The sequence below is a fragment of the Mycobacterium sp. genome, from assembly GCF_046330795.1.
In the GTDB taxonomy this organism is placed as follows: domain Bacteria; phylum Actinomycetota; class Actinomycetes; order Mycobacteriales; family Mycobacteriaceae; genus Mycobacterium.
On record NZ_JAXLSA010000003.1, the window covers coordinates 236864 to 256854 of the forward strand.

The 19991-nt window shown below is 68.9% G+C and carries 30 protein-coding genes; 17 read left to right on the forward strand and 13 right to left on the reverse strand.

The window, feature by feature from the left end:
• Positions 1-2: 2 nt before the first annotated feature.
• Positions 3-596 carry a TetR/AcrR family transcriptional regulator gene (locus tag U0R18_RS12500; protein WP_526369501.1) on the forward strand — a complete coding sequence of 198 codons (594 nt, stop codon included), beginning with the start codon at positions 3-5 and terminating at the stop codon, positions 594-596.
• A 3-nt stretch (positions 597-599) separates the two neighbouring features.
• Here the strand turns inward: U0R18_RS12500 and U0R18_RS12505 are convergent, their stop codons facing one another.
• From U0R18_RS12505 to U0R18_RS12515, 3 genes are read right to left on the reverse strand one after another with little or no spacing between them, the layout of a single operon-like run.
• Positions 600-983 (reverse strand): nitroreductase family deazaflavin-dependent oxidoreductase, encoded by a 384-nt coding sequence (locus U0R18_RS12505; protein WP_526368737.1) that lies wholly within the window; start codon positions 981-983, stop codon positions 600-602.
• Positions 984-997: 14 nt separating this feature from the next.
• Positions 998-1207, reverse strand: coding sequence for a hypothetical protein (locus tag U0R18_RS12510; protein WP_526368739.1), 210 nt, complete (start codon positions 1205-1207; stop codon positions 998-1000).
• A 9-nt stretch (positions 1208-1216) separates the two neighbouring features.
• Positions 1217-1345 (reverse strand): hypothetical protein, encoded by a 129-nt coding sequence (locus U0R18_RS12515; protein WP_526368741.1) that lies wholly within the window; start codon positions 1343-1345, stop codon positions 1217-1219.
• Between the two features lie 86 nt (positions 1346-1431).
• Here U0R18_RS12515 and U0R18_RS12520 point away from each other — a divergent pair, with 86 nt between their 5' ends.
• Positions 1432-1827 carry a nitroreductase/quinone reductase family protein gene (locus U0R18_RS12520; protein WP_526368743.1) on the forward strand — a complete coding sequence of 132 codons (396 nt, stop codon included), beginning with the start codon at positions 1432-1434 and terminating at the stop codon, positions 1825-1827.
• Positions 1828-1834: 7 nt separating this feature from the next.
• Here the strand turns inward: U0R18_RS12520 and U0R18_RS12525 are convergent, their stop codons facing one another.
• On the reverse strand, positions 1835-2044 hold the full coding sequence (locus U0R18_RS12525; RefSeq protein ID WP_526368745.1) for a hypothetical protein: 210 nt from the start codon (positions 2042-2044) through the stop codon (positions 1835-1837).
• A gap of 304 nt (positions 2045-2348) precedes the next feature.
• Here U0R18_RS12525 and hemL point away from each other — a divergent pair, with 304 nt between their 5' ends.
• From hemL to ccsB, 6 genes are all read left to right on the forward strand, one after another.
• Complete coding sequence (gene hemL / locus U0R18_RS12530; RefSeq protein ID WP_526368747.1) at positions 2349-3656, forward strand: glutamate-1-semialdehyde 2,1-aminomutase; 1308 nt, start codon at positions 2349-2351, stop codon at positions 3654-3656.
• A gap of 25 nt (positions 3657-3681) precedes the next feature.
• A complete protein-coding gene (locus U0R18_RS12535) occupies positions 3682-4266 on the forward strand; it encodes a histidine phosphatase family protein (protein WP_526369503.1) in 585 nt (194 codons plus the stop codon).
• Positions 4263-4874, forward strand: a complete 612-nt coding sequence (locus U0R18_RS12540) for a TlpA disulfide reductase family protein (protein ID WP_526368748.1) — start codon at positions 4263-4265, stop codon at positions 4872-4874. Before U0R18_RS12535 ends, U0R18_RS12540 begins: the two co-directional genes overlap by 4 nt.
• Entirely contained in the window at positions 4871-5644 is a 774-nt protein-coding gene (locus U0R18_RS12545; RefSeq protein WP_526368751.1) for a cytochrome c biogenesis CcdA family protein, read from the forward strand. The genes U0R18_RS12540 and U0R18_RS12545 overlap by 4 nt, the downstream gene beginning before the upstream one ends.
• Positions 5645-5754: 110 nt before the next feature.
• Entirely contained in the window at positions 5755-7281 is a 1527-nt protein-coding gene (gene resB, locus U0R18_RS12550; protein ID WP_526369505.1) for a cytochrome c biogenesis protein ResB, read from the forward strand.
• A gap of 173 nt (positions 7282-7454) precedes the next feature.
• Positions 7455-8444 carry a c-type cytochrome biogenesis protein CcsB gene (gene ccsB / locus U0R18_RS12555; protein WP_526368753.1) on the forward strand — a complete coding sequence of 330 codons (990 nt, stop codon included), beginning with the start codon at positions 7455-7457 and terminating at the stop codon, positions 8442-8444.
• An 8-nt stretch (positions 8445-8452) separates the two neighbouring features.
• On the opposite strand, the gene U0R18_RS12560 is transcribed toward ccsB, so the two are convergent.
• Positions 8453-8614, reverse strand: a complete 162-nt coding sequence (locus U0R18_RS12560) for a hypothetical protein (protein WP_526368755.1) — start codon at positions 8612-8614, stop codon at positions 8453-8455.
• Positions 8615-8662: 48 nt separating this feature from the next.
• Between U0R18_RS12560 and U0R18_RS12565 the strand changes: the two genes are divergently transcribed.
• Genes U0R18_RS12565 through U0R18_RS12575 form a run of 3 tightly spaced genes read left to right on the forward strand, consistent with a single transcriptional unit; the run spans position 8663 to position 9817 of the window.
• Positions 8663-9004, forward strand: coding sequence for a DUF4229 domain-containing protein (locus U0R18_RS12565; protein WP_526368757.1), 342 nt, complete (start codon positions 8663-8665; stop codon positions 9002-9004).
• A gap of 48 nt (positions 9005-9052) precedes the next feature.
• Positions 9053-9253, forward strand: coding sequence for a helix-turn-helix domain-containing protein (locus tag U0R18_RS12570; RefSeq protein WP_526368759.1), 201 nt, complete (start codon positions 9053-9055; stop codon positions 9251-9253).
• On the forward strand, positions 9254-9817 hold the full coding sequence (locus U0R18_RS12575) for a Clp protease N-terminal domain-containing protein (RefSeq protein ID WP_526368761.1): 564 nt from the start codon (positions 9254-9256) through the stop codon (positions 9815-9817).
• 56 nt (positions 9818-9873) lie between these two features.
• Here the strand turns inward: U0R18_RS12575 and U0R18_RS12580 are convergent, their stop codons facing one another.
• A complete protein-coding gene (locus tag U0R18_RS12580; protein WP_526368763.1) occupies positions 9874-10746 on the reverse strand; it encodes a 1,4-dihydroxy-2-naphthoate polyprenyltransferase in 873 nt (290 codons plus the stop codon).
• A 76-nt stretch (positions 10747-10822) separates the two neighbouring features.
• Between U0R18_RS12580 and U0R18_RS12585 the strand changes: the two genes are divergently transcribed.
• The 3 genes from U0R18_RS12585 to U0R18_RS12595 are packed head-to-tail and all read left to right on the forward strand — an operon-like array spanning position 10823 to position 12973.
• On the forward strand, positions 10823-11950 hold the full coding sequence (locus U0R18_RS12585) for a nitronate monooxygenase (protein WP_526368765.1): 1128 nt from the start codon (positions 10823-10825) through the stop codon (positions 11948-11950).
• A gap of 17 nt (positions 11951-11967) precedes the next feature.
• Positions 11968-12657 (forward strand): AzlC family ABC transporter permease, encoded by a 690-nt coding sequence (locus U0R18_RS12590; RefSeq protein ID WP_526368768.1) that lies wholly within the window; start codon positions 11968-11970, stop codon positions 12655-12657.
• Positions 12647-12973, forward strand: coding sequence for a branched-chain amino acid transport AzlD family protein (locus U0R18_RS12595; protein ID WP_526368769.1), 327 nt, complete (start codon positions 12647-12649; stop codon positions 12971-12973). The genes U0R18_RS12590 and U0R18_RS12595 overlap by 11 nt, the downstream gene beginning before the upstream one ends.
• Positions 12974-12989: 16 nt before the next feature.
• On the opposite strand, the gene menE is transcribed toward U0R18_RS12595, so the two are convergent.
• Positions 12990-14072, reverse strand: a complete 1083-nt coding sequence (gene menE / locus U0R18_RS12600; protein ID WP_526369507.1) for an o-succinylbenzoate--CoA ligase — start codon at positions 14070-14072, stop codon at positions 12990-12992.
• Positions 14073-14140: 68 nt separating this feature from the next.
• Positions 14141-14443 carry a DUF3349 domain-containing protein gene (locus U0R18_RS12605; protein ID WP_526368771.1) on the reverse strand — a complete coding sequence of 101 codons (303 nt, stop codon included), beginning with the start codon at positions 14441-14443 and terminating at the stop codon, positions 14141-14143.
• Between the two features lie 226 nt (positions 14444-14669).
• Between U0R18_RS12605 and U0R18_RS12610 the strand changes: the two genes are divergently transcribed.
• From U0R18_RS12610 to U0R18_RS12620, 3 genes are read left to right on the forward strand one after another with little or no spacing between them, the layout of a single operon-like run.
• Complete coding sequence (locus U0R18_RS12610; RefSeq protein WP_526368773.1) at positions 14670-15920, forward strand: inorganic phosphate transporter; 1251 nt, start codon at positions 14670-14672, stop codon at positions 15918-15920.
• 38 nt (positions 15921-15958) lie between these two features.
• Positions 15959-16243, forward strand: a complete 285-nt coding sequence (locus U0R18_RS12615; RefSeq protein ID WP_526368775.1) for a hypothetical protein — start codon at positions 15959-15961, stop codon at positions 16241-16243.
• 8 nt (positions 16244-16251) lie between these two features.
• Positions 16252-16572 carry a DUF3349 domain-containing protein gene (locus U0R18_RS12620; RefSeq protein WP_526368777.1) on the forward strand — a complete coding sequence of 107 codons (321 nt, stop codon included), beginning with the start codon at positions 16252-16254 and terminating at the stop codon, positions 16570-16572.
• A gap of 6 nt (positions 16573-16578) precedes the next feature.
• On the opposite strand, the gene U0R18_RS12625 is transcribed toward U0R18_RS12620, so the two are convergent.
• The 5 genes from U0R18_RS12625 to U0R18_RS12645 all read right to left on the reverse strand — a co-directional run bounded on the left by U0R18_RS12625 (position 16579) and on the right by U0R18_RS12645 (position 19974).
• Positions 16579-16962 (reverse strand): VOC family protein, encoded by a 384-nt coding sequence (locus U0R18_RS12625; protein ID WP_526368779.1) that lies wholly within the window; start codon positions 16960-16962, stop codon positions 16579-16581.
• Positions 16963-17018: 56 nt separating this feature from the next.
• Positions 17019-17873 carry an SDR family oxidoreductase gene (locus U0R18_RS12630; RefSeq protein WP_526368781.1) on the reverse strand — a complete coding sequence of 285 codons (855 nt, stop codon included), beginning with the start codon at positions 17871-17873 and terminating at the stop codon, positions 17019-17021.
• A 20-nt stretch (positions 17874-17893) separates the two neighbouring features.
• On the reverse strand, positions 17894-18808 hold the full coding sequence (locus U0R18_RS12635; protein WP_526368783.1) for a 1,4-dihydroxy-2-naphthoyl-CoA synthase: 915 nt from the start codon (positions 18806-18808) through the stop codon (positions 17894-17896).
• A gap of 85 nt (positions 18809-18893) precedes the next feature.
• Entirely contained in the window at positions 18894-19571 is a 678-nt protein-coding gene (locus U0R18_RS12640; protein WP_526368785.1) for an HAD family hydrolase, read from the reverse strand.
• Between the two features lie 22 nt (positions 19572-19593).
• Positions 19594-19974 (reverse strand): hypothetical protein, encoded by a 381-nt coding sequence (locus tag U0R18_RS12645; RefSeq protein WP_526368787.1) that lies wholly within the window; start codon positions 19972-19974, stop codon positions 19594-19596.
• Positions 19975-19991: the final 17 nt, after the last annotated feature.

Consider the following 19991-nt stretch of genomic DNA (forward strand, 5'->3'; position numbering starts at 1 on the left):
GTCTGACAGCGCCCGACGCCGTTACCGGGGTCATCCTCGACGCAGCGGTCCAGGAGTTCGAGCGACACGGCTTCCGCCGTGTCGCTCTCGACGACGTCGCGCGACGGGCCAAGGTCAGCCGCACCACGATCTACCGGAAGTTCGCCGGCCGCGACGAGCTGGTGTCCGCGGTCATCGACCGGGAGAACGAGCGCCTGTTCGTCACGATCGCCGAGCGCATCAAAGCCGCTGGGCCGCAGTCGAACATCTACGTCGAGGCGTTCACCGCCGCCATCGTCACCTTTCGGGATCACCGCGTTCTCACCAGGCTGATCACTGACGATCCCGCGCTGGCGCTCGAACTCGCCCATCAGCACTACGCTGCGGCCGTGACGCGCATCGTTGCCGCCCTGTACGTCATCTTCCCGCCCGGCTTCGCCGACAGGGTCGGCGCGCCGGCGGTGTCGGGGCTGGCCGACTGCATCCTGCGCTACGCCATGGTGCTGCTGCTCCTGCCGAGCTTGCAGCCAATGGACACCGTCGAGGACATCAGGACCTTCGCGACCACGCACTTCCTGCCCAGCCTGCCGGCGGCACTGCGGGCCCTTCCGGTGTGACGTTCAGACACGACGCAGCAGCACCGCGCCGTTGTCGAACGGCAACCGTGGGAAGATCCACCGAGCCAGCCCGGTGACGTGCTGTGCCGCTTCGGCTTTGGAGACCACCCGCGGATCGGAGACGGCGAACGTCCGCCCGTAGCGCTTCATCCGGCCGCCGCCGGCCGCGGTGATGTTCTTGAGCCAGTCCCGGTCGGGTCCGTAGGTGAGCATGATCGCCAGGCCCTCATCGGTGGAGAACACCGTCAGCGGAGTTCGATAGGTCTTTCCCGACTTGCGGCCGACGTGCTCGAGGATCCCGAACGTCGGGGCGAAACCCGCCCAGAGTTTCTGGATCGGGTTGGTGAAGTACCTGTTGATCCGGGCCACTCGTTGTGGAATTTGCACGTCCTCATCCAACCTCAGCGGTGCCGTGGCCGTCGAGAGCTCGGCGAATAGTCCCGGAACGTCATCAGGAATCCGATTCCAGCCACCACGGCCGCCGCGATGTAGATCGTGACCGACAGCCAGGTCGCGGAGACCGAAGCGGCCAGCCAGCAGGACAGGAAGGCCGCCGCCAGCAGGCAGGCACCGTAGAACGGTGTCCGCTGCGGATGCTCGCCGCGGGCCATCAGTCCGCGTCAGTCGTTCCGATGAGCCGGCCCGGCCTTGGGCGCGGGCTCATCGGTGGCATGCTCGACCTCTTCCTGGGCCTTGGCAGCGTCCTTGGCCAGTTCCTCGATCGACTCGTCGCCTTCTTCGGCGCGCATGGCAATCCTCCATTCGTCGGTACTCCGGTTCGGTTGCCCGAACCCACTGCGGGCGAAACGCCGGCCTCGGCGGGCACACTGTGGGCATGGCCTATCTGAAACCCCCGTGGTACGTGAGCAAGGTGTTCAACCGGCTGGCGATGGCGACCGGTCTCGCCGGTAGCGAGACACTGACGTTGACCCGCCGCTCTACCGGCCAGGCCCAGCGCATCCCGGTGCTCACCGTGGTGGTGGACGGCACCCGTTATCTGGTATCCACCCGGGGCGAATCGCAATGGGTGAAGAACGTGCGTGCGGCACCCGACGTCGTGATCGGCACCCGCGCCGGAACCGTGCGGTACCACGCCACCGAGGTGCCTGTGGAGGCGCGCGCCGCGATCCTGACCGCCTATCAGGCCAAGGCGGGTAAGGCCGTCGAGGGCTATTTCCGGGACCTCCCGGAGGCCGTCGACCATCCGGTGTTCGCGCTCACCGAGAAGTAATGACGGCTCAGGCCACGCTGCTGACGATCGCAGCGACCAGGCCGCCGACCGTCAGCAGTGCGACCAGCGCGGCGGCGGTGATCGCCGGGCCGTGGCGGTGCCGCCGGATGTAATAGATCGCCAGGGCGATGCCGATGAGGATCAACGCCGCGTAGGCCGAGAGCCCCAGCGTCAGCACTGCCGTTCCCGTCGCAGTGGCCAGAGTCGCGTCGTGCACCGGGCAAGCCTAGGGGGCCGGTGGACGTGGCCGCGGCCCAGCTCACCAGACGGCGGCCACGAAACCGGTGCGAAGCACCACGAAGCCGCGCGATCAGTGCCCACATCCAAAGAACGCCATGAGGACCGCCGCGGCGGTCATGTTCACCCACCCCGGCCATGCGCTGAACTCGACGAACACGGGGTTTCGCACCGGTACTCCAATGTCCGCGCGCGGGCTCGGGCGCCGGACGCACCTCGAACCCGAGCGTTGTCCGTACGGGTGGATTTCAGGCCGGAGCACCCTGGCTGGAACACTGGTCACCATGAGCAGCACCGAACAGTCGGCAAAGCTGTTCGCCGACGCGTGCGCGGTGATTCCCGGCGGGGTGAACTCTCCGGTGCGTGCGTTCAACGCCGTCGGCGGCACACCCCGATTCATCACCTCCGGCAGTGGCTGCTGGCTGACCGACGCCGACGGCAACCGCTACGTCGACCTGGTGTGCTCATGGGGCCCGATGATCCTGGGCCACGCGCACCCGGCGGTGGTGGACGCCGTCGCCAACGCCGCCGCCCGCGGGCTGTCGTTCGGGGCACCGACGCCGTGCGAATCCGAGCTCGCCGCCGAGATCATCGCGCGGGTGGCCCCGGTCGAGCTGCTGCGCCTGGTCAACTCCGGCACCGAGGCCACCATGAGTGCCATCCGGTTGGCCCGCGGCTTCACCGGCCGGCCCAAGATCGTCAAGTTCTCCGGCTGCTACCACGGCCACAGCGATGCCCTGCTGGCCGACGCCGGGTCCGGCGTCGCGACGCTGGGTCTGCCGTCGTCGCCGGGGGTGACGGGCGCGGCCGCCGCCGACACCATCGTGCTGCCGTACAACGACCTCGACAGCGTCGCGGCGGCGTTCGCCGAACACGGCGATCAGATCGCCTGTGTCATCACCGAAGCCAGTCCCGGCAACATGGGCTGCGTGCCGCCGCTGCCGGGCTACAACGCCGCGCTGCGCCGGATCACCACCGCACACGGCGCACTGCTGATCTCCGATGAGGTGATGACCGGCTTCCGGGTGAGCCGAAGTGGTTGGTACGGAATCGATCCCGTTGACGCGGACCTGTTCACCTTCGGCAAGGTGATGAGTGGCGGGCTGCCCGCTGCCGCGTTCGGCGGACGCGCGGACGTGATGAGCAGGCTCGCGCCGCTGGGCCCGGTGTATCAGGCCGGCACCCTGTCGGGGAACCCGGTGGCGATGGCCGCCGGCCTGGCCACCCTGCGCACCGCCGACGATGACGTGTACGCGACCCTCGACGCCAACGCGGACCGGCTGGCCGCGCTGCTCGAAAAGGCGCTCACCGAAGCCGGTGTGGCACACCGGATCCAGCGGGCCGGCAACATGTTCAGCGTCTTCTTCGGGGACGATCCGGTGACCGATTTCGCCTCGGCGCGGGCCAGCCAGACCTGGCGGTTCCCGCCGTTCTTCCACGCCCTGCTCGACGCCGGCGTCTACCCGCCCTGCAGCGCCTACGAGGCGTGGTTCGTCTCGGCGGCGCTGACCGAGGAGGCCTTCGACCACATTGCCGCCGCATTGCCCGGTGCCGCCCGGGCCGCGGCGGCCGCGACGGAACCGGAGGCCTGACGTGGCGCTGACACGGGTCCACGTGATGCGCCACGGCGAGGTGCACAACCCGGAGGGCATCCTGTACGGCCGGCTGCCCGGCTACCGGCTGTCCGAACGTGGGCAGTCGCAGGCCCAGGCGGTTGCGGATGCGTTGGCGCACAACGACATCGTCGCCGTCATCGCCTCTCCGCTGCAGCGGGCGCAGGAGACGGCCACGCCCATCGCGGCGGCGCACGGCCTGGTGCTGGGCACCGATGACCAGCTGATCGAGTCGGCGAACTATTTCGAGGGCAAGCGGATGTCGCCCGGCGACGGGGTCTGGAAGAACCCGCAGGTGTGGTGGCAGGTTCGCAATCCGCTCACCCCGTCCTGGGGCGAGCCGTACAAGGAGATCGCCGCCCGCATGACGGCGGCGGTGCGCCGGGCGCGTGACCTGGCCGACGGCCGCGAGGCGGTGTGCGTCAGCCACCAGCTGCCCGTCGAGACGCTGCGCCGTTCGATGGAGGGCAAGTGGCTGCCCCACGACCCGCGCCGGCGGCAATGCAATCTGGCATCGCTGACCACCCTGACCTTCGACGGTGATCAACTCGTCGGCGTCGACTACCGTGAGCCGGCGGCTCACCTGTGACCGTTCGGGCCCTGGCGTGCGCGGTGGTGACGGCCGCCGCGGTCCTGCTCACGGGTTGTTCGACGGGGCATGACGCCGTTGCGCAGGGCGGCACGTTCGAGTTCATCGCACCGGGCGGAAAGACCGACATCCTCTACGATCCGCCGCAGACCCGCGGCCGGCCCGGGCCGATCAGCGGACCGGACCTGATGGATCCCGCCAAGACCCTCTCCCTCGACGACTTCGCCGGCAAGGTCGTCGTCGTCAACGTCTGGGGTCAGTGGTGCGGCCCATGCCGCACCGAGATCGGCCAGCTGCAGGACGTGTACGAGGCGACCCGAGCGAAGAGGGTCGCCTTCCTGGGCATCGACGTGCGCGACAACAACCGCGACGCCGCCGTGGATTTCATCAAGGATCGCGGGATCACCTTCCCATCGATCTACGACCCGGCGATGCGGACCATGATCGCGTTCGGCGGCAAGTACCCCACCACGGTGATCCCGTCGACCGTGGTGCTCGACCGGGAACACCGGGTGGCCGCGGTGTTCCTGCGTGAGCTGCTCGCCGAGGATCTACAACCACTGGTCGAACGCCTGGCCGCCGAACCCGCTCCGGGGCAACGACAGTGACCGGAACGGCTGAGCTGGCCGCCACCGGCCCACTGCTGCTGGCGCTGGGCGTGTGCCTGCTCGCCGGGCTGGTGTCGTTCGCCTCGCCGTGTGTGGTTCCCCTGGTGCCGGGTTACCTGTCGTACCTGGCCGGAGTCGTCGGCGTGGAGGAACAACCCGGCGCGGTGAAGGTGCATCGGCAGGCCCGCCTGCGGGTCGCGGGGTCGGCGCTGCTGTTCGTCGCGGGCTTCACGGCCGTCTTCCTGCTCGGCACCATCGCAGTGCTCGGGATGACCACCTCGTTGATCACCAATCAGGTTGTGCTGCAACGTGTTGGCGGCGTGTTGACGATCGTGATGGGCCTGGTGTTCGTCGGGTTCGTACCGGCCCTGCAGCGCCAGGCCCGGTTCGCCCCGCGGTTGCTCACTGGCATCGCCGGCGCACCGCTGCTCGGCGCGGTGTTCGCGCTGGGCTGGACCCCGTGCCTGGGGCCCACGCTGACCGGGGTGATCACCGTGGCGTCGGCCACCGACGGCGCCAGCGTTGCGCGCGGAATCGCACTGGTGATCGCCTATTGCCTGGGTCTGGGAATTCCGTTCGTACTCCTGGCCTTCGGATCCACCTGGGCGGTCGAAGGGTTGGGCTGGCTGCGCCGGCACACCCGGACCATCCAGGTGGTCGGTGGTGTGCTGCTGATCCTGGTCGGCGTGGCGCTGGTGACCGGGCTGTGGAACGACTTCATCTCGTGGGTCCGCGACGCGTTCGTCAACGACGTGAGGCTGCCGATTTGAAAACCGTCGATCTTCCGCGAGTGGACGGAAACGACCCCGAATTCCGTTCCGCGAAGGGGCCTCGGCGTCTGCTCGCGGTGATCCGGAACACGTGGCGGGCGTTGACGTCGATGGGCACGGCACTGGTTCTGCTGTTCCTGCTGGCGCTGGCTGCGGTGCCGGGAGCGCTGTTGCCCCAGCGTGCTCTCAACGCCGGCAAGGTCGACGAATACCTGCTGCAGCATCCGGTCATCGGGCCGTGGCTGGACCGGCTGCAGTTCTTCGAGGTGTTCTCCAGTTTCTGGTTCACCGCGATCTACGTCCTGCTGTTCGTCTCGCTGGTGGGGTGCCTGACCCCGCGGATCATCGAACATGCGCGCAGCCTGCGGGCCGTCCCGGTGCCCGCACCCCGCAATCTGGGCCGGCTGCCCAAGCATGCCAAGGCACAGCTCGACGGCGATCCGCAGGTCCTGACCGAACAGATGGCACATCGACTTCGCGGCTGGCGCAAGGACATTCGCCGCAACGGTGAGCTGACCGAGATTTCGGCGGAGAAGGGCTATCTGCGCGAGTTCGGCAACCTGGTCTTCCATTTCTCCCTACTCGGGCTGCTGGCCGCGGTGGCCGTCGGCAAGCTGTTCGGCTACGAGGGCAACGTCATCGTGATCGCCGACGGCGGTCCGGGGTTCTGCTCGGCCTCACCGGCGGCGTTCGACACCTTCCGGGCCGGCAACTCCGTCGACGGCACCTCGCTGTACCCGATGTGCGTGCGGGTCAACGACTTCCAGGCCCACTATCTGCCCAATGGGCAGGCCAAGACCTTTGTCGCGAACATCGACTACCAGGTGGGCGACGATCTGCAGTCCGGCGATTGGCGGCCCTACCGGCTCGAGGTCAACCATCCGCTGCGGGTCGGTGGCGACCGGGTCTACCTGCAGGGCCACGGATACGCGCCGACCTTCACCGTGACGTTCCCCGATGGCCAGCAGCGCAGCCAGACCGTGCAGTGGCGACCCGAGAATCCGCAGACCCTGCTGTCCTCGGGTGTCGTGCGGATCGATCCGCCGGCCGGCAGCCACCCCGACCCCGCCGAGCGGCGCAAGCATCAGATCGCGATCCAGGGATTGTTCGCGCCGACCGAGCAACTCGACGGCAAGCTGCTCTCCAGCGGCTATCCAGCGCTGAACAATCCGGCGGTCGCGGTCGACATCTATCGCGGGGACACGGGCCTGGATACCGGCCGGCCGCAGTCGCTGTTCAGCCTCGACCCGCGCCTGATCGAGCAGGGCCGGTTGCAGAAGGTCGACCGGGTGAACCTGCGGGCCGGTGAGCAGGTGCGGCTCGACGCACCCGGTCTGGAAGGGACCCTGGTGCGTTTCGACGGGGCCACGCCGTTCGTCAACCTGCAGGTGTCCCACGACCCGGGCCAGTTGTGGGTGCTGTTCTTCGCGATGACGATGATGGCCGGCCTGCTGGTCTCGCTGGTGGTCCGCCGCCGCCGGATCTGGGTCCGCGTGGCGCCGGCGGCCGGTGGCACCGGTACCGTGAACGTCGAGATGGGCGGCTTGGCGCGCACGGACAACTCCGGTTGGGGCGACGAGTTCGAGCGGCTCACGCAGCGATTGTTGGCGCCGGCGGGCGAGGAGAAGCGCCGATGAACCGCGCTGGCGACGATGCTGAGCGTGGCTCGAGCGATGAGGAGGAGCAGCGCCGATGAACCGCGCTGGCGACGATGCAGAGCGAGGCTCGAGCGATGAGGAGGAGCAGCGCCGATGAACCGCGCTGACGACGATGCAGAGCGAGGCTCGAGCGATGAGGAGGAGCAGCGCCGATGAATACCGAGCACGTGGACCTCGTGCTGGCCCGCTACTCCGACTGGGCGTACACGTCCGCGGTGGTGATCCTGGTGGTGGCGCTACTACTGCTGGCCGTGGAGCTCGCCTACAGCCGCAGCCGCGCCGTGGCCGCCCGCGAGCTCGTCGCGTCGGGCTCGGGATGGGCCACGGTGTCCGCCGACAGCGACCGTCCCGGCGTCGTGGCCGACGAACCGGCACGAACCCTCGACGAGCGGGTGGGGCGCGCCGGGCTGGCCCTGGTCCACCTCGGGATCGCCGCTCTGTTCGCCTGCATCGTGCTGCGCGGGCTGGCCACCGAGCGCGTGCCGTGGGGCAACATGTACGAGTTCATCAATCTGACGTGTTTGTCCGGGCTCGTCGCCGCGGCCGTCGTGCTGCGCAAGCCGCAGTACCGCGCGCTCTGGGTGTTCGTACTGGTGCCGGTGCTGATCCTGCTGACGATCTCCGGGCGCTGGCTCTACACCAACGCCGCACCCGTGATGCCGGCCCTGCAGAGCTACTGGCTGCCCATCCACGTGTCGGTGGTCAGCCTGGGGTCCGGGGTGTTCCTGGTCGCCGGGGTGGCCAGCATCCTGTTCCTGCTGAAGATGTCGCCGCTCGGCGCACCGGACCGGGCTGGGACCGTGGCCCGGATCGTCCAGCGGTTACCGGACGCCCAGACGCTGGATCGGATCGCCTACCGGACCACCATCTTCGCGTTCCCGGTGTTCGGGTTCGGGGTGATTTTCGGTGCGATCTGGGCCGAGGAGGCCTGGGGGCGGTACTGGGGCTGGGACCCGAAGGAGACGGTGTCCTTCATCGCCTGGGTGGTGTACGCGGCCTATCTGCACGCCCGCTCGACGGCCGGTTGGCGCGACAAGAAAGCGGCCTGGATCAACGTCGTCGGGTTCGTGGCGATGGTGTTCAACCTGTTCTTCATCAACCTGGTGACCGTCGGCCTGCACTCCTACGCCGGGGTCGGCTAGCGCGGCTCTCAGCGCGGATTGTTGTCGGGATGGTTGAGGCGCCAGAGGAATTCGGGGTCGTCGTCGGGACCGATCACACGCTTGCCGGAATGCTGGGGCCGGGCGCGCACGGCACGCCACGCGGCGTAGCCCAATGCGGCCAGTACCAGGATGACCAGCAGGTACGTCACGACAACCTCCTCGAGATCGAATATACGCCGGTCTGTAGTCTTCGGCCGATGCCTGCAGAGACCCCAGAAACCCCTGAAACGACCGACGGCCCCGGACGGCCGGGCGGTCGGATGGTGCTCGATGTCCTCGTCTACCTGTTCGCGCGACTGATCCTGGTCGTCGCGCTGACGGCGGCGATCTTCTACGGCGCTCATCTGCTGGGCGTTGCGGAGTTCCCGTTGGTCATCGCCCTGTTGTTCGCGATCGTCATCGCGCTGCCGCTGGGCATCTGGCTGTTCACCCCGCTGCGGCAGCGGGCCACGGCCAGCATCGCCGCGGTCGACGAGCGGCGTCGCCGCGACCGCGCGGATCTGCAGGCACGACTGCGCGGCGACGAATCCTCCGGGTAGCCGTCAACATTTCTTGACACATACTCGTCGTCAAGATAGCTTGACGGAATGGCCGATTCCGATGAGGTGGCCACCGCCGATCCCGCGGTGGGCCTGCGCGCGGTCCGCGCACTGCAACGACTGCAGGAGCGCCTCGAGGCCGTCCATGTGGCCAATGCCCGCGAGCAGGGCTGGAGTTGGCAGGACATCGCCGATGCCCTCGGGGTCAGCAGGCAGGCCGTGCACCAGAAATACCACCGAGGGGGATGAATGCAGCCCGAGCGATTCGCCCGTGACGCCCGCGCCGCGATGGTGCTGGCCGAGGCCGAGGTTCGTGAACTCGGTGACAACGCCATCGGACCCGAGCACGTGCTGGTCGGCGTGCTGCAGAGCGCCGGACGTGATCTGGCCGCATTGTGTTCGGCGGTCGGCCTGACCGTGGAGGCGATCCGGGCCAAACTCGACGGTGGCCGCGACGCGTTTACCTTCGACGACGACGCCGCCGCTCTGGCGTCCATCGGTATCGATCTGAACACCGTGCGCGACAAGGTGATTCACACCTTCGGCGCCGACGCCTTCGACGACGCGCTGCGGCGGTCCGGACGGCGCCGGCGGCGACGCGGTCAGATCCCGCTCGATCGACCCGGCAAGAAGGTCCTCGAATTTGCCCACCGCGAACTCGGTGTGCGTCGCGGCCGGGCGATCGAATGCGAGCATCTGCTGCTGGGCATTCTCGACGGCAATGATCGATACGCGATCGGGCTCATCGGTGAGCACGTCGACACCGAGCGTCTGCGCGACGCGGTGACCGCTCTGCTGGATCGGGCGGCATAGGGCTCGGCCCGTTGGCCTCGCTCCTCCTCCGCCCTGTCCGGGGCGGCATCGTCGGCTCAGCTGCCCAACGCCAGGGCGGCGGCCACCGCCACGGCCCAGACCAGCATGGTCAGGCCGGTGTCGCGGAGCACCGGAATCAGCTGCGGCCCCAGCGAACCGGATCGCACCGGACGCGCCGCACGGATCGCCAGGGGAGCGGCGAGCAGGCCGGCCAGACACCACGGGGTGGCCGCCGCGAGTGCCAGGGTCAGCACGCCGGCGACGGCCAGCAGAACCAGATACAGCGCCCGCGTGCGTCGATCGCCGAGGCGAACCGCGAGCGTGATCTTGCCGGATTGCGCATCCGTGGGGATGTCGCGCAGATTGTTGGCGACCAGCACCGCCGACGACAGGCAACCCATCGCCACCGCGCACGCCAGACCGACCCGGTCCACCCGCAGCGCCTGTGTGTACTGCGTGCCGAGCACCGCGACCAGGCCGAAGAAGACGAACACCGCGATCTCGCCGAAACCGGAGTAGCCGTAGGGTTTTGAACCTCCGGTGTACAGCCACGCGCCGGCGATGCAGGCCGCGCCGACGGCGATCAGCCACGGATCGGTCACCCACGCGAGCGCCACGCCGGCCACCGCGGCCACCAGCAGGGCGGTGACGGCCGCGGTCAGGACCGCGCGCGGCGCGGCCACCCGGGATCCGACCAGTCGCAGCGGCCCCACGCGGTCGTCGTCGGTGCCGCGCACACCGTCGGAGTAGTCGTTGGCGTAGTTGACGCCGACGATCAGGGCCAGTGCGACCGTCAATGCGAGCAGCGCCTTCCACCACACCGCCGAACCCAGCCACGCCGCGGCCCCGGTGCCCGCGATGACGGGGGCTACGGCATTGGGCAGGGTGCGCGGTCGGGCGCCTTCGATCCACTGTGCGACGGTCGCCATGCCCCGATCGTCCCACGGCCGAGGTCCGCCCCACCCGGTGCACGTTGTTGACACCTGTCAAGGTCATACTGGCCGAATGAAGACACCGATCTGTGAACAGTTCGACATCGAGTTTCCGCTGTTCGCCTTCAGCCACTGCCGCGACGTGGTCGCCGCGGTCACCAACGCCGGCGGCCTCGGCGTGCTGGGCGGTACGGCCTTCACCCCCGAGCAACTGGAACACGAGCTCGCCTGGATCGACGAACAGGTCCGGGGCAAGCCGTACGGCGTCGACATCATCGTTCCGGCCAAGTACGAGGGCAAGGGCGAGAACGTCTCCGGCGCCCAGTTGGCCGAGCGCATTCCGGACTCCTACAAGTCTTATGTCGCCGAACTGCTGGCCAGCCATGGCATTCCGGCCGAGGAGCGGCCCCGCCTGGCCGGCAGCGGTCTGTCCGGCGACACCGGCGAAGCGTTGCTGGACGTCGCGCTGCGCCACCCGATCAAGTTGATGGTCAACGCGCTCGGGGTGCCCCCGGCCTACATGATCGAGGCCGGTCGCAGCTCCGGCGTGCCGGTCGGTGCGCTGGTGGGCGCCAAGGAGCATGCCGTCAAGCAGGTCCGGGCCGGCGTCGACGTCATCGTCGCCCAGGGCACCGAGGCCGGTGGACACTGCGGTGAGGTGTCCACGCTGTGCCTGGTGCCCGAAGTGCTCGACGCGCTGGCCGGTCTCGGCAGCAACGTGCCGGTGCTGGCCGCGGGCGGAATCGTGACGGGACGGCAGATGGCCGCGTGCGTGGCGATGGGCGCCGCCGGCGCCTGGACCGGTTCGGTGTGGCTGACCACCGAAGAGGCCGAGACCGCGCCGTACACCGTGCAGAAGTTCCTCGCTGCCGGCTCCCGCGACACCATCCGATCGGCGGGCCGGACCGGAAAGCCGTCGCGCCAACTGGTTTCGGACTGGACCGACGCCTGGGCGCCCAACGAGGGCGGCCAGAAGCCGTTGCCGCTGCCGTTGCAGTCGATGCTCGTGGAGCCGGTGCTGCGCCGGGTCGACAAGCTGGCGGGCACCGGGCACGAGGGCGCCCAGGCCCTGGCGACCTACTTCGTCGGACAGGGGGTGGGCCTGATGAACAAGGTGAAGCCGGCCCGTGAAGTGGTGCTCGAGTTCATCGAGGACTACGTCAGCGCGGCCGAACGACTCGCCGGTTCGCTCGAGGACTGATGGCGTAGAACTACGGGGTGCATGATCCCCGGAATCGTGAGGTGCTCCGACTGGCCGCGCCGGTGGGCCTGGCCTTCATCCCGCTCGGTATCGCGCTGGGCCTGCTGATCACGCACGCCGGGTTGGCCTGGTGGTGGGCCCCGGTGTTCGCCGCGGTGCTCTACGCCGGATCGTTGGAGTTCCTGATGGTCGGCCTCGCGGCGACCGCAGCGCCGGTGGCGGCGGTCGCGCTGACCACATTCGTCGTGAATGCGCGGCACGTGTTCTATGCGTTGTCGTTCCCGCTGCACCGCGTGCGGCCGGCCGCCAAGTTGTACAGCACGTACACGCTCTCCGACGAGGCCTACGCGGTGGCCGTGTCGAGTGAGGCGCGGGGCTGGACCGGACGTCAGATCCTGTTGATGCAGTTGGTCTTTCACCTGATCTGGACGGTATCCAGCGCCGCGGGTGGCCTGCTGGGCGCGGCATTGCCGATCGAACGGGTCCATGGCCTCGATTTCGCCCTGACGGCATTGTTCATCGTGCTGGCGCTCGACGCGTTCCGTCAGCGCCCGGACCGCGTGACCGCCACCGCCGCGGCCGGCTGCGCGCTCGGTGCGTGGTGGCTGGCGCCCGGTCAGTTGCTGGTGTGCGCGTTCGCGGCGTTCACCGGGGTGCTGCTGGTGCGCTACGCGGTACGTCGAGAAGGCGTGGCCGATGCCGGATAACGGTCACATCGCACTGCTCGTCGCGGTCGGCGCCGCCATCACCTGGGCGCTGCGCGCGCTGCCGTTCGCCGCGCTGACGCCCCTGCGGCACAGTCCGGTGGTGCGCTATCTGTCGGTCCACATGCCGGTGGGGGTGATGGTGATCCTGGCGCTGTACACGCTGCGTGATGTGCCGGATGCCGCTGGCCGCCAACAACTCTGGTCGCTGCTTGCCGTCGGCGCAACCGTCGGTCTACACCTGTGGCGGGTCCGGCCGCTACTGAGCATCCTGGCCGGCACCGCGGTCTACGTCGTGCTGATGTCCGTGTGGCCGTGACGCGGCTGGCGGATTGCTAGGGCCCGAATCGGGTGAGCAGGGCCTGCCGGTCGATCTTTCCGATACCGCGGCGGGGCACCTCGTCGAGGACATGGAGCTCGCGTGGCGCGGCGGTGCGCGGCAGCGTGGCCTCGACATGCGTGCGCAGCTCGTCGAGGCCGGGTGCGGCGGCACCGGGTCGCAGCACCACGGCGGCCACCACCCGCTGGCCGAGTCGGTCGTCGGCGACGCCGAACACCGCGCAGTCGGCGATCGCGGGGTGGGTGGCCAGCGCCGACTCGACGGGTTGCGGCAGCACCGTCAGGCCGCCGGTGCTGATCGCATCGTCGGCCCGCCCGAGCACCCGCAGTGATCCCGAATCATCCAGGGCGCCAACATCGTCGGTGCGGAACCAGCCCGGTTCGGCGAACGGGTCCGGATCCGGTGGATTCCGGTATCCGCCGGCCAGAGTCGCGCCCCCCAGCACGATCCGGCCGTCGTCCTCGACCCGCACGTCGACCCCGTCGAGCGGGATGCCGTCGTACACGCAGCCGCCGGCCGTCTCACTCATGCCGTAGGTGCGCACCACCGAGATATCCGCTGCGGCAGCCTCTTCCAGGATCCGGGCCGGGGCCGGGCCGCCGCCGAGCAGGACGGCATCCAGGTCCGCCAGAGCGGCCAGGGCATCCCGGTCGGGCAGACACTTGGCCAGCTGGGCGGCCACCAGGGAGGCGTACCGCCGACCCGACCCCATGGCGGCCACAGCGCCGGGCAGCCCGGCAGGGTCGAACCCGTACGTGACATCCAGTTCGACCGGAACGGTCCCCGCGAGCGCGCTGCGGATCAGTACCTGCAGTCCGGCGATGTGATAGGTGGGCAGGGCCAGCAGCCAGGTGCCGGTGCCGCCGAGTCGGTCATGGGTGGCCGACGCACTGGCGACCAGTGCGCGGGCCGACAGCATCGCGCCCTTCGGCGTGCCGGTGGTGCCCGACGTCGCCACCACCACCGCGACGTCGTCGTCGATCTCCTGGCCGACTCCCAATGACTCGGTCAACAGCTCGCACTGGCGCAGATCGTCGCCGGGCATCGGGGCCAGCGGGGGGCCGAGACCGTCGAGCATGCCCTGGACGACCGTCGACATCGACTGGGCCGACGGACCAGCGGGGACGACGAGTGCGCGCAGAGTGGCTATTCGCCCGCCTCCGCGTCGCGGGGGTCGTCCAGCGGCCAACCGAAATCATCGAGGTGATCGCGGACCCGTTCGACGTCGTCGGGCGACGGGAGTTCGTCGGTGATCCGCATGATGGCCGCGCCGATGTCGAAATCGTCGAAAACGGGGCGACCCGCGAGTTCCAGCGCGACCGTCCGCACCTCGTCGGCGGTGAGCTTGCGGGACAACAACGCCAGCAGCGGCAGGTAGTCGTTCTGCGGCACGCCGTCCGGATAGCCGGCGCGCAGCCACGACACGATGGAGCTGAGGAATCGGTTCACAGCTTGGCTCCTCGGATCAATCACTGCGCGGTCTGTCAGAAATGCTAGTGCGCCCCCCGGAGTCATGCGCTGGACACAACATCGGCGGCGTCGGCGAACGTGCGCGAGACGGAACGTGAACAATTGGTGAACACGTCGCGCTCGTCGAAAAACTGCCAGGTGGCATCCGTACTTGGTGACCAATGACGTTAGGCAAATCCGAGCGCGTGGCCCCAGAATTAGCGCCATGAGCGCAGAGCTGATCGTCCTCGTGCTGTTGATTGCCACAGCGCTGGCATTCGACTTCACGAACGGGTTTCACGACACCGGAAACGCCATGGCGACATCGATCGCCACCGGCGCTCTCAAGCCCAAGGTGGCGGTCCTGCTGGCAGGTGTCCTCAACCTCGTCGGTGCGTTCCTGTCCGTCGAGGTCGCCGTCACCGTCACGACCTCGGTGCTGAAGGTCCAGGACAGCAAGACCGGCCACCTGTTGCCGGGCATCGACGCCACGCTGGGCCTCGAGATCATCTTCGCCGGCTTGATCGGCGGCATTCTGTGGAACCTGCTGACCTGGCTGTTCGGCATCCCGTCCAGCTCGTCGCACGCCCTGTTCGGCGGTCTGATCGGTGCCGGCCTGGCCGCCATCGGACTGGCCGGGGTCAACTGGACGGGTGTCACCCAGAAGGTGCTGATCCCGGCGCTGGCCGCCCCGCTGATCGCCGGCATCGTCGCCGCCTGCGGCACCTGGCTGGTGTACCGGATCACCCGCAATGTCGAGAAGAAACACCGAGAGAGCGGATTCCGCTGGGGCCAGATCGCGACGGCCTCGCTGGTGGCGCTCTCGCACGGCACCAACGACGCGCAGAAGACCATGGGCGTGATCGCCCTTGCGCTCATCACCACCGGACACCTCACCGGTGACGTCAAGGCCAACGGTCTGCCGCTGTGGATCATCGCCAGCTGCGCTCTCGCCATCGGCCTGGGGACCTACCTGGGTGGCTGGCGGGTCATCCGGACCCTGGGCAAGGGTCTGGTCGAGATCGAATCGCCCCAGGGCCTGGCCGCCGAGGCGTCGTCGGCCGCGATCATCCTGTCGTCCAGCGCCGCCGGTATGGCGCTGTCCACCACCCACGTCGCCACCGGTTCGATCCTGGGCAGCGGTGTCGGCAAGCCCGGCGCCGAGGTGCGCTGGGCGGTGGCCGGCCGGATGGCGGTCGCCTGGCTCGTGACGCTGCCGGCCGCGGCGCTGATGGGTGCGCTGAGCTTCTGGCTGGCGCACGGGGTCGCCGCCGTCACCACGGATCTGATCGGCAGCCTGCTCATCTTCGCGATCCTGATCGGCCTGTCGTTCTTCATCTGGTGGCGCGCCCAGCAGCAGAAGGTCGACCACACCAACGTCAACGCCGATTGGGACGCCTCGACCAACTCCGTGGTGCCCGCCGAGGTTCGGTCGGCCACCCAGGCCCCCGCCGGCGAAAAAACCACGATCGCCTGACCCGCCCACCGAACTTTCAGAACGTAAGGACTGAACCGATGCAATACCTGGAAAGCATCTTCCACGTACTGGTGGTGGGACTGATTCTCGGCGCCGGTCTGCCCGCGCTGTTCGCGACCGGCCTGCTGGCCTTCTCCGAGGGCTCTGGAGTGCCCGAGGCCGACGGCACGGTACCCCGCCAGAACCCGGCGCTCAGGTTCGTGGGCCTGCTGCTGTTCGCGTTCGTCGCACTGGTCATCCTGGCCGCGATCCTGTGGATCACCCGGGGCACCATCGTCCACCACTTCAATGTGGACCCCTTCCCGTTCCTGCCGAAGAAGTGATCTGACTCATGGCCGAGACATCCAAGGTGCTCGAGAACGTTCTCAACTGGCTGCGCGCCGGCTATCCGCAGGGCGTACCGCCCACGGACTACTACCCGGTGCTGGCCCTGCTGACCCGGACCCTGTCCGAGGACGAGGTGGTGCAGACCGCGCGGACGGTGCTGCTGCAGGGTGAGGAACCGGTGACGGTCGAACAGATCCAGGAAGCCATTCGCCAGGTTGCCGAGAAGGAGCCGACCGACGAGGAGATGCGGCAGGTTGCCGCCCGGTTGGCGTCCGTCGGCTGGCCGTTGGCCGGCCCGCTCGAAGTGGCCCCCGCGCGGGCCTGACGCGCGCTACCTGACGTCGCGGCGCAGCGGGTGGTCGTCGGGGACCTGCACGAAGATCAGCGCGACACCGTCGGGATCGGCGACGTGCATTTCGTCGAGACCCCACGGTTCGCGCTGTGCGGCACGCGCGATGGCCACCCCGTGACCCTCCAGTTCGGCCTGGGTGGCGCGAATGTCCCGGACCTGCAGCCACAACGCCCCGGGGAACGGCGGTGAACCCGCCGCCGGTGCGCCGTGCCCGGCGAGTTCGACCAGTGACTGGCCCGCATAGAACACGGTGCCGCCCGGATATTCGCGGGCGATGGCCAGACGCAGGCCGTCCCGGTAGAAGCGCAGTGAACGCTGGTAGTCCACCGGCCGCAGCAGCACCCGGCTGGCCAGGATCTCCATGGGTTCCAGTGTTTCCCGCTGGCGCGGGTGTCGGTTCGCCGACACGCCGGGGGCCGTCAGCCCGGTTGGAAGCGCTGCCGTTTCATCAGTCCGTTGACCAGGGCCGGGGCCACCGCGTCGACGGCGCGTGAGGTCACCGCGACCCGCGGCGCGATCCGGATGGGCCGGTCCCGGGCCGCGGTGATCATCCAGTCGGCGGCCTCGTCGGAGCTCAGGGCCGGCAACCCGTCGTAGGCGCGGGTGGGCGCGATCATCGGGGTGGCGACCAGGGGGTAGTACAGCGTCGTCGAGTGCACTCCCTTTGGCGCCCACTCGGTTTCGATCACCCGGCTGACGGCGGCCAGGGCGGCCTTGGAAGCGTTGTACACCGCGAACAGTTGCGCGGCCTCGTTCATCACGCCCCAGGTGGCGACGTTGATGATGTGGCCGTCGCCGCGTTCGATCATCGCCGGCGCGAACCCGCGGATCAGCCGCAGCGGCGAGAGGTAGTTCAGCGTCATGGTGCGCTCGACGTCGTGCCAGCGGTCCAGTGATTCGGCCAGTGGCCGGCGGATGGACCTCCCGGCGTTGTTGATCAGAATATCAACGGGGCCAACGGTTTTCGCCAGCTCGTCGATCGCGTCCAGGTCGGACAGGTCGGCGCTGACGGCCTGTGCGTCGCCGCCGCGGTCGGTGATCCGCGCGGCCAATGCGTCGAGCAGCTCCTGGCGCCGGGCCACCGCGATCACGGTGGCCCCCGCGTCGGCGAACTTCTCGGCCGCGGCCTCCCCGATTCCCGACGACGCCCCGGTCAGCAGGACCCGTTTGCCGCGCAGGTCGATCCGTTTCGCGCCGGGCAACCTCGGCAGGCCGGTGGGCGGCCGCATCCCGGCCATGACGAACGGCTGGAGGATCTTTCGGCGCAGGCTCACGACTGGGAGTCTAGGAATGCTCAGAAGTAGCGGGGGAACGGGCTCCAGTCGGGGTCGCGCTTCTCCAGGAACGCATCACGTCCCTCCACGGCTTCGTCGGTCATGTACGCCAGCCGGGTCGCCTCGCCGGCGAACAGCTGCTGGCCCACCAGGCCATCGTCGAGCAGATTGAACGCGTACTTCAACATCCGTTGCGCCTGAGGCGATTTGCCGTTGATCTTGGCCGCCCACTCCAGTGCGACCTTCTCCAGATCGGCATGGTCGATAACCGCGTTGACCGCGCCCATGTGATGCATCTGCTCGGCGGTGTACGCCTCGCCGAGGAAGAAGATCTCCCGGGCGAACTTCTGCCCGACCTGGCGGGCCAGGTACGCCGACCCGTAGCCGCCGTCGAAGCTGCCCACGTCGGCGTCGGTCTGCTTGAAGCGGGCGTGTTCCCGGGACGCCAGGGTCAGGTCGCACACGACGTGCAGGCTGTGTCCGCCGCCGGCCGCCCAGCCGTTGACCAGGCAGATCACCGGTTTGGGCATGAACCGGATCAGCCGCTGGACCTCGAGGATGTGCAGCCGGCCGGCCCGTGCCGGATCGACCGTCTCGGCGGTTTCCCCCTCGGCGTACTGGTAGCCGCTGCGGCCGCGGATGCGCTGATCCCCGCCCGAGCAGAACGCCCAGCCGCCGTCCTTGGGGGAGGGGCCGTTGCCGGTCAGCAGCACCACCCCGACGTCCGGGGACATCCGGGCGTGGTCGAGCGCGCGGTACAACTCGTCGACGGTGTGCGGCCGGAACGCGTTGCGCACCTCGGGCCGATCGAACGCGACCCGCACCGTCGGCAACGCCGTGCCGTCGACCACCTGGCGGTGGTAGGTGATGTCGGTCAGGTCGGCGAAGCCTTGGACCGGCTGCCACACCGCAGGGTCGAACGGGTTCTCACTCACCGGCCAACGGTAGCCCGCCGCTGGTCGCCCCGGCCGAGCGGATCGAAGCGGAACACCGCGCAGCGTCTCGAATTCGTCGGGCGGCTCAGATGTCCAGTCCGTACTCGCGCAGGCCGCGCAGCAGTCCGTCGGGGCGCTCCCACGTCGGCAGCGGGTCGACCAGGACGAAGCCGCAGCCCAGCTCCCGGGCCGCGCCGTCGGCCTCCTCACTGTCGCCGACCATCACGGCGTCGGACGCGTCCACCCCGAGACGGTTCAGCGCGATCTCGAAGATCTCGTGGTTCGGCTTGACCACGCCGACCTCGAAGGACAGCACATAGTCATCGGTGCCCGTGCCTGCCGTCGCGAACGCCGTGCGCACGTCGAACGGAATGTTGGACACCACGCAGGTGTGGATCCCGCGATCGGACAACCGGTGCAGGACGTCGGCGGTGTCGGGATAGGGCGTCCACGACGCCGGGTCGATCACCCGCCGGTACAGCAACTCCGCGTGTTCGTCGGCCAGGCCGGACTCCCGCAGCACGTGCAGGTAGGCCTCCCGGTGCAGGTGCGGTTGCAGATCGCGGTTCACCCACGCGTGGTACTCCTCGGGGCCCATGTCGACCGGTCGGCCGGTGGGTGCGGTCAGCCGCCGCATCAGCTCGACCTGCACATGGCCGTCCACCAACTTGTCGTCGACCACCAGGCCGTCGAACCAGCTGTCGTCCTCCTCCAACCGGAACAGCGTGCCGGAGTAGTCGAAGAGTGCCGCGCGAACCGTCACGCTGCCATGGTGCCAGCCGCTGTCAGGGGTCACCCAGGATCCGGCGGATCATGGCGTCGAGCTGGTCGGCGTCGGAGACGACGGGGTAGCCCTGGACGAAACTGACGATGACGCCGCTGATGAAGGTCAGGACCGTGACCGCGCGCTCCTCGATGGCGGTCGCCAGCAGATCGTGGCCGTCGTACCAGCGCGCGACCACGTCGCGGGCGAGTTCGTAGAACCGGATGCCATAGGCGGTCATCGTGGCGTTGAGGTCAGGGTCCTGCGAGGCGTGCAGGATCAGTTCGAACCGGGCGCGACTGCGGGTCCGGTAGGGCTCGGTACCGGAGAGCATGACCAGCTCCGCCAGGCCGCGGGTGCCGGAGTAGGTGGGGCTGGGCCGGCCCTCGATCTCCTCCAGCATCGACAGGTCGGCGGTGT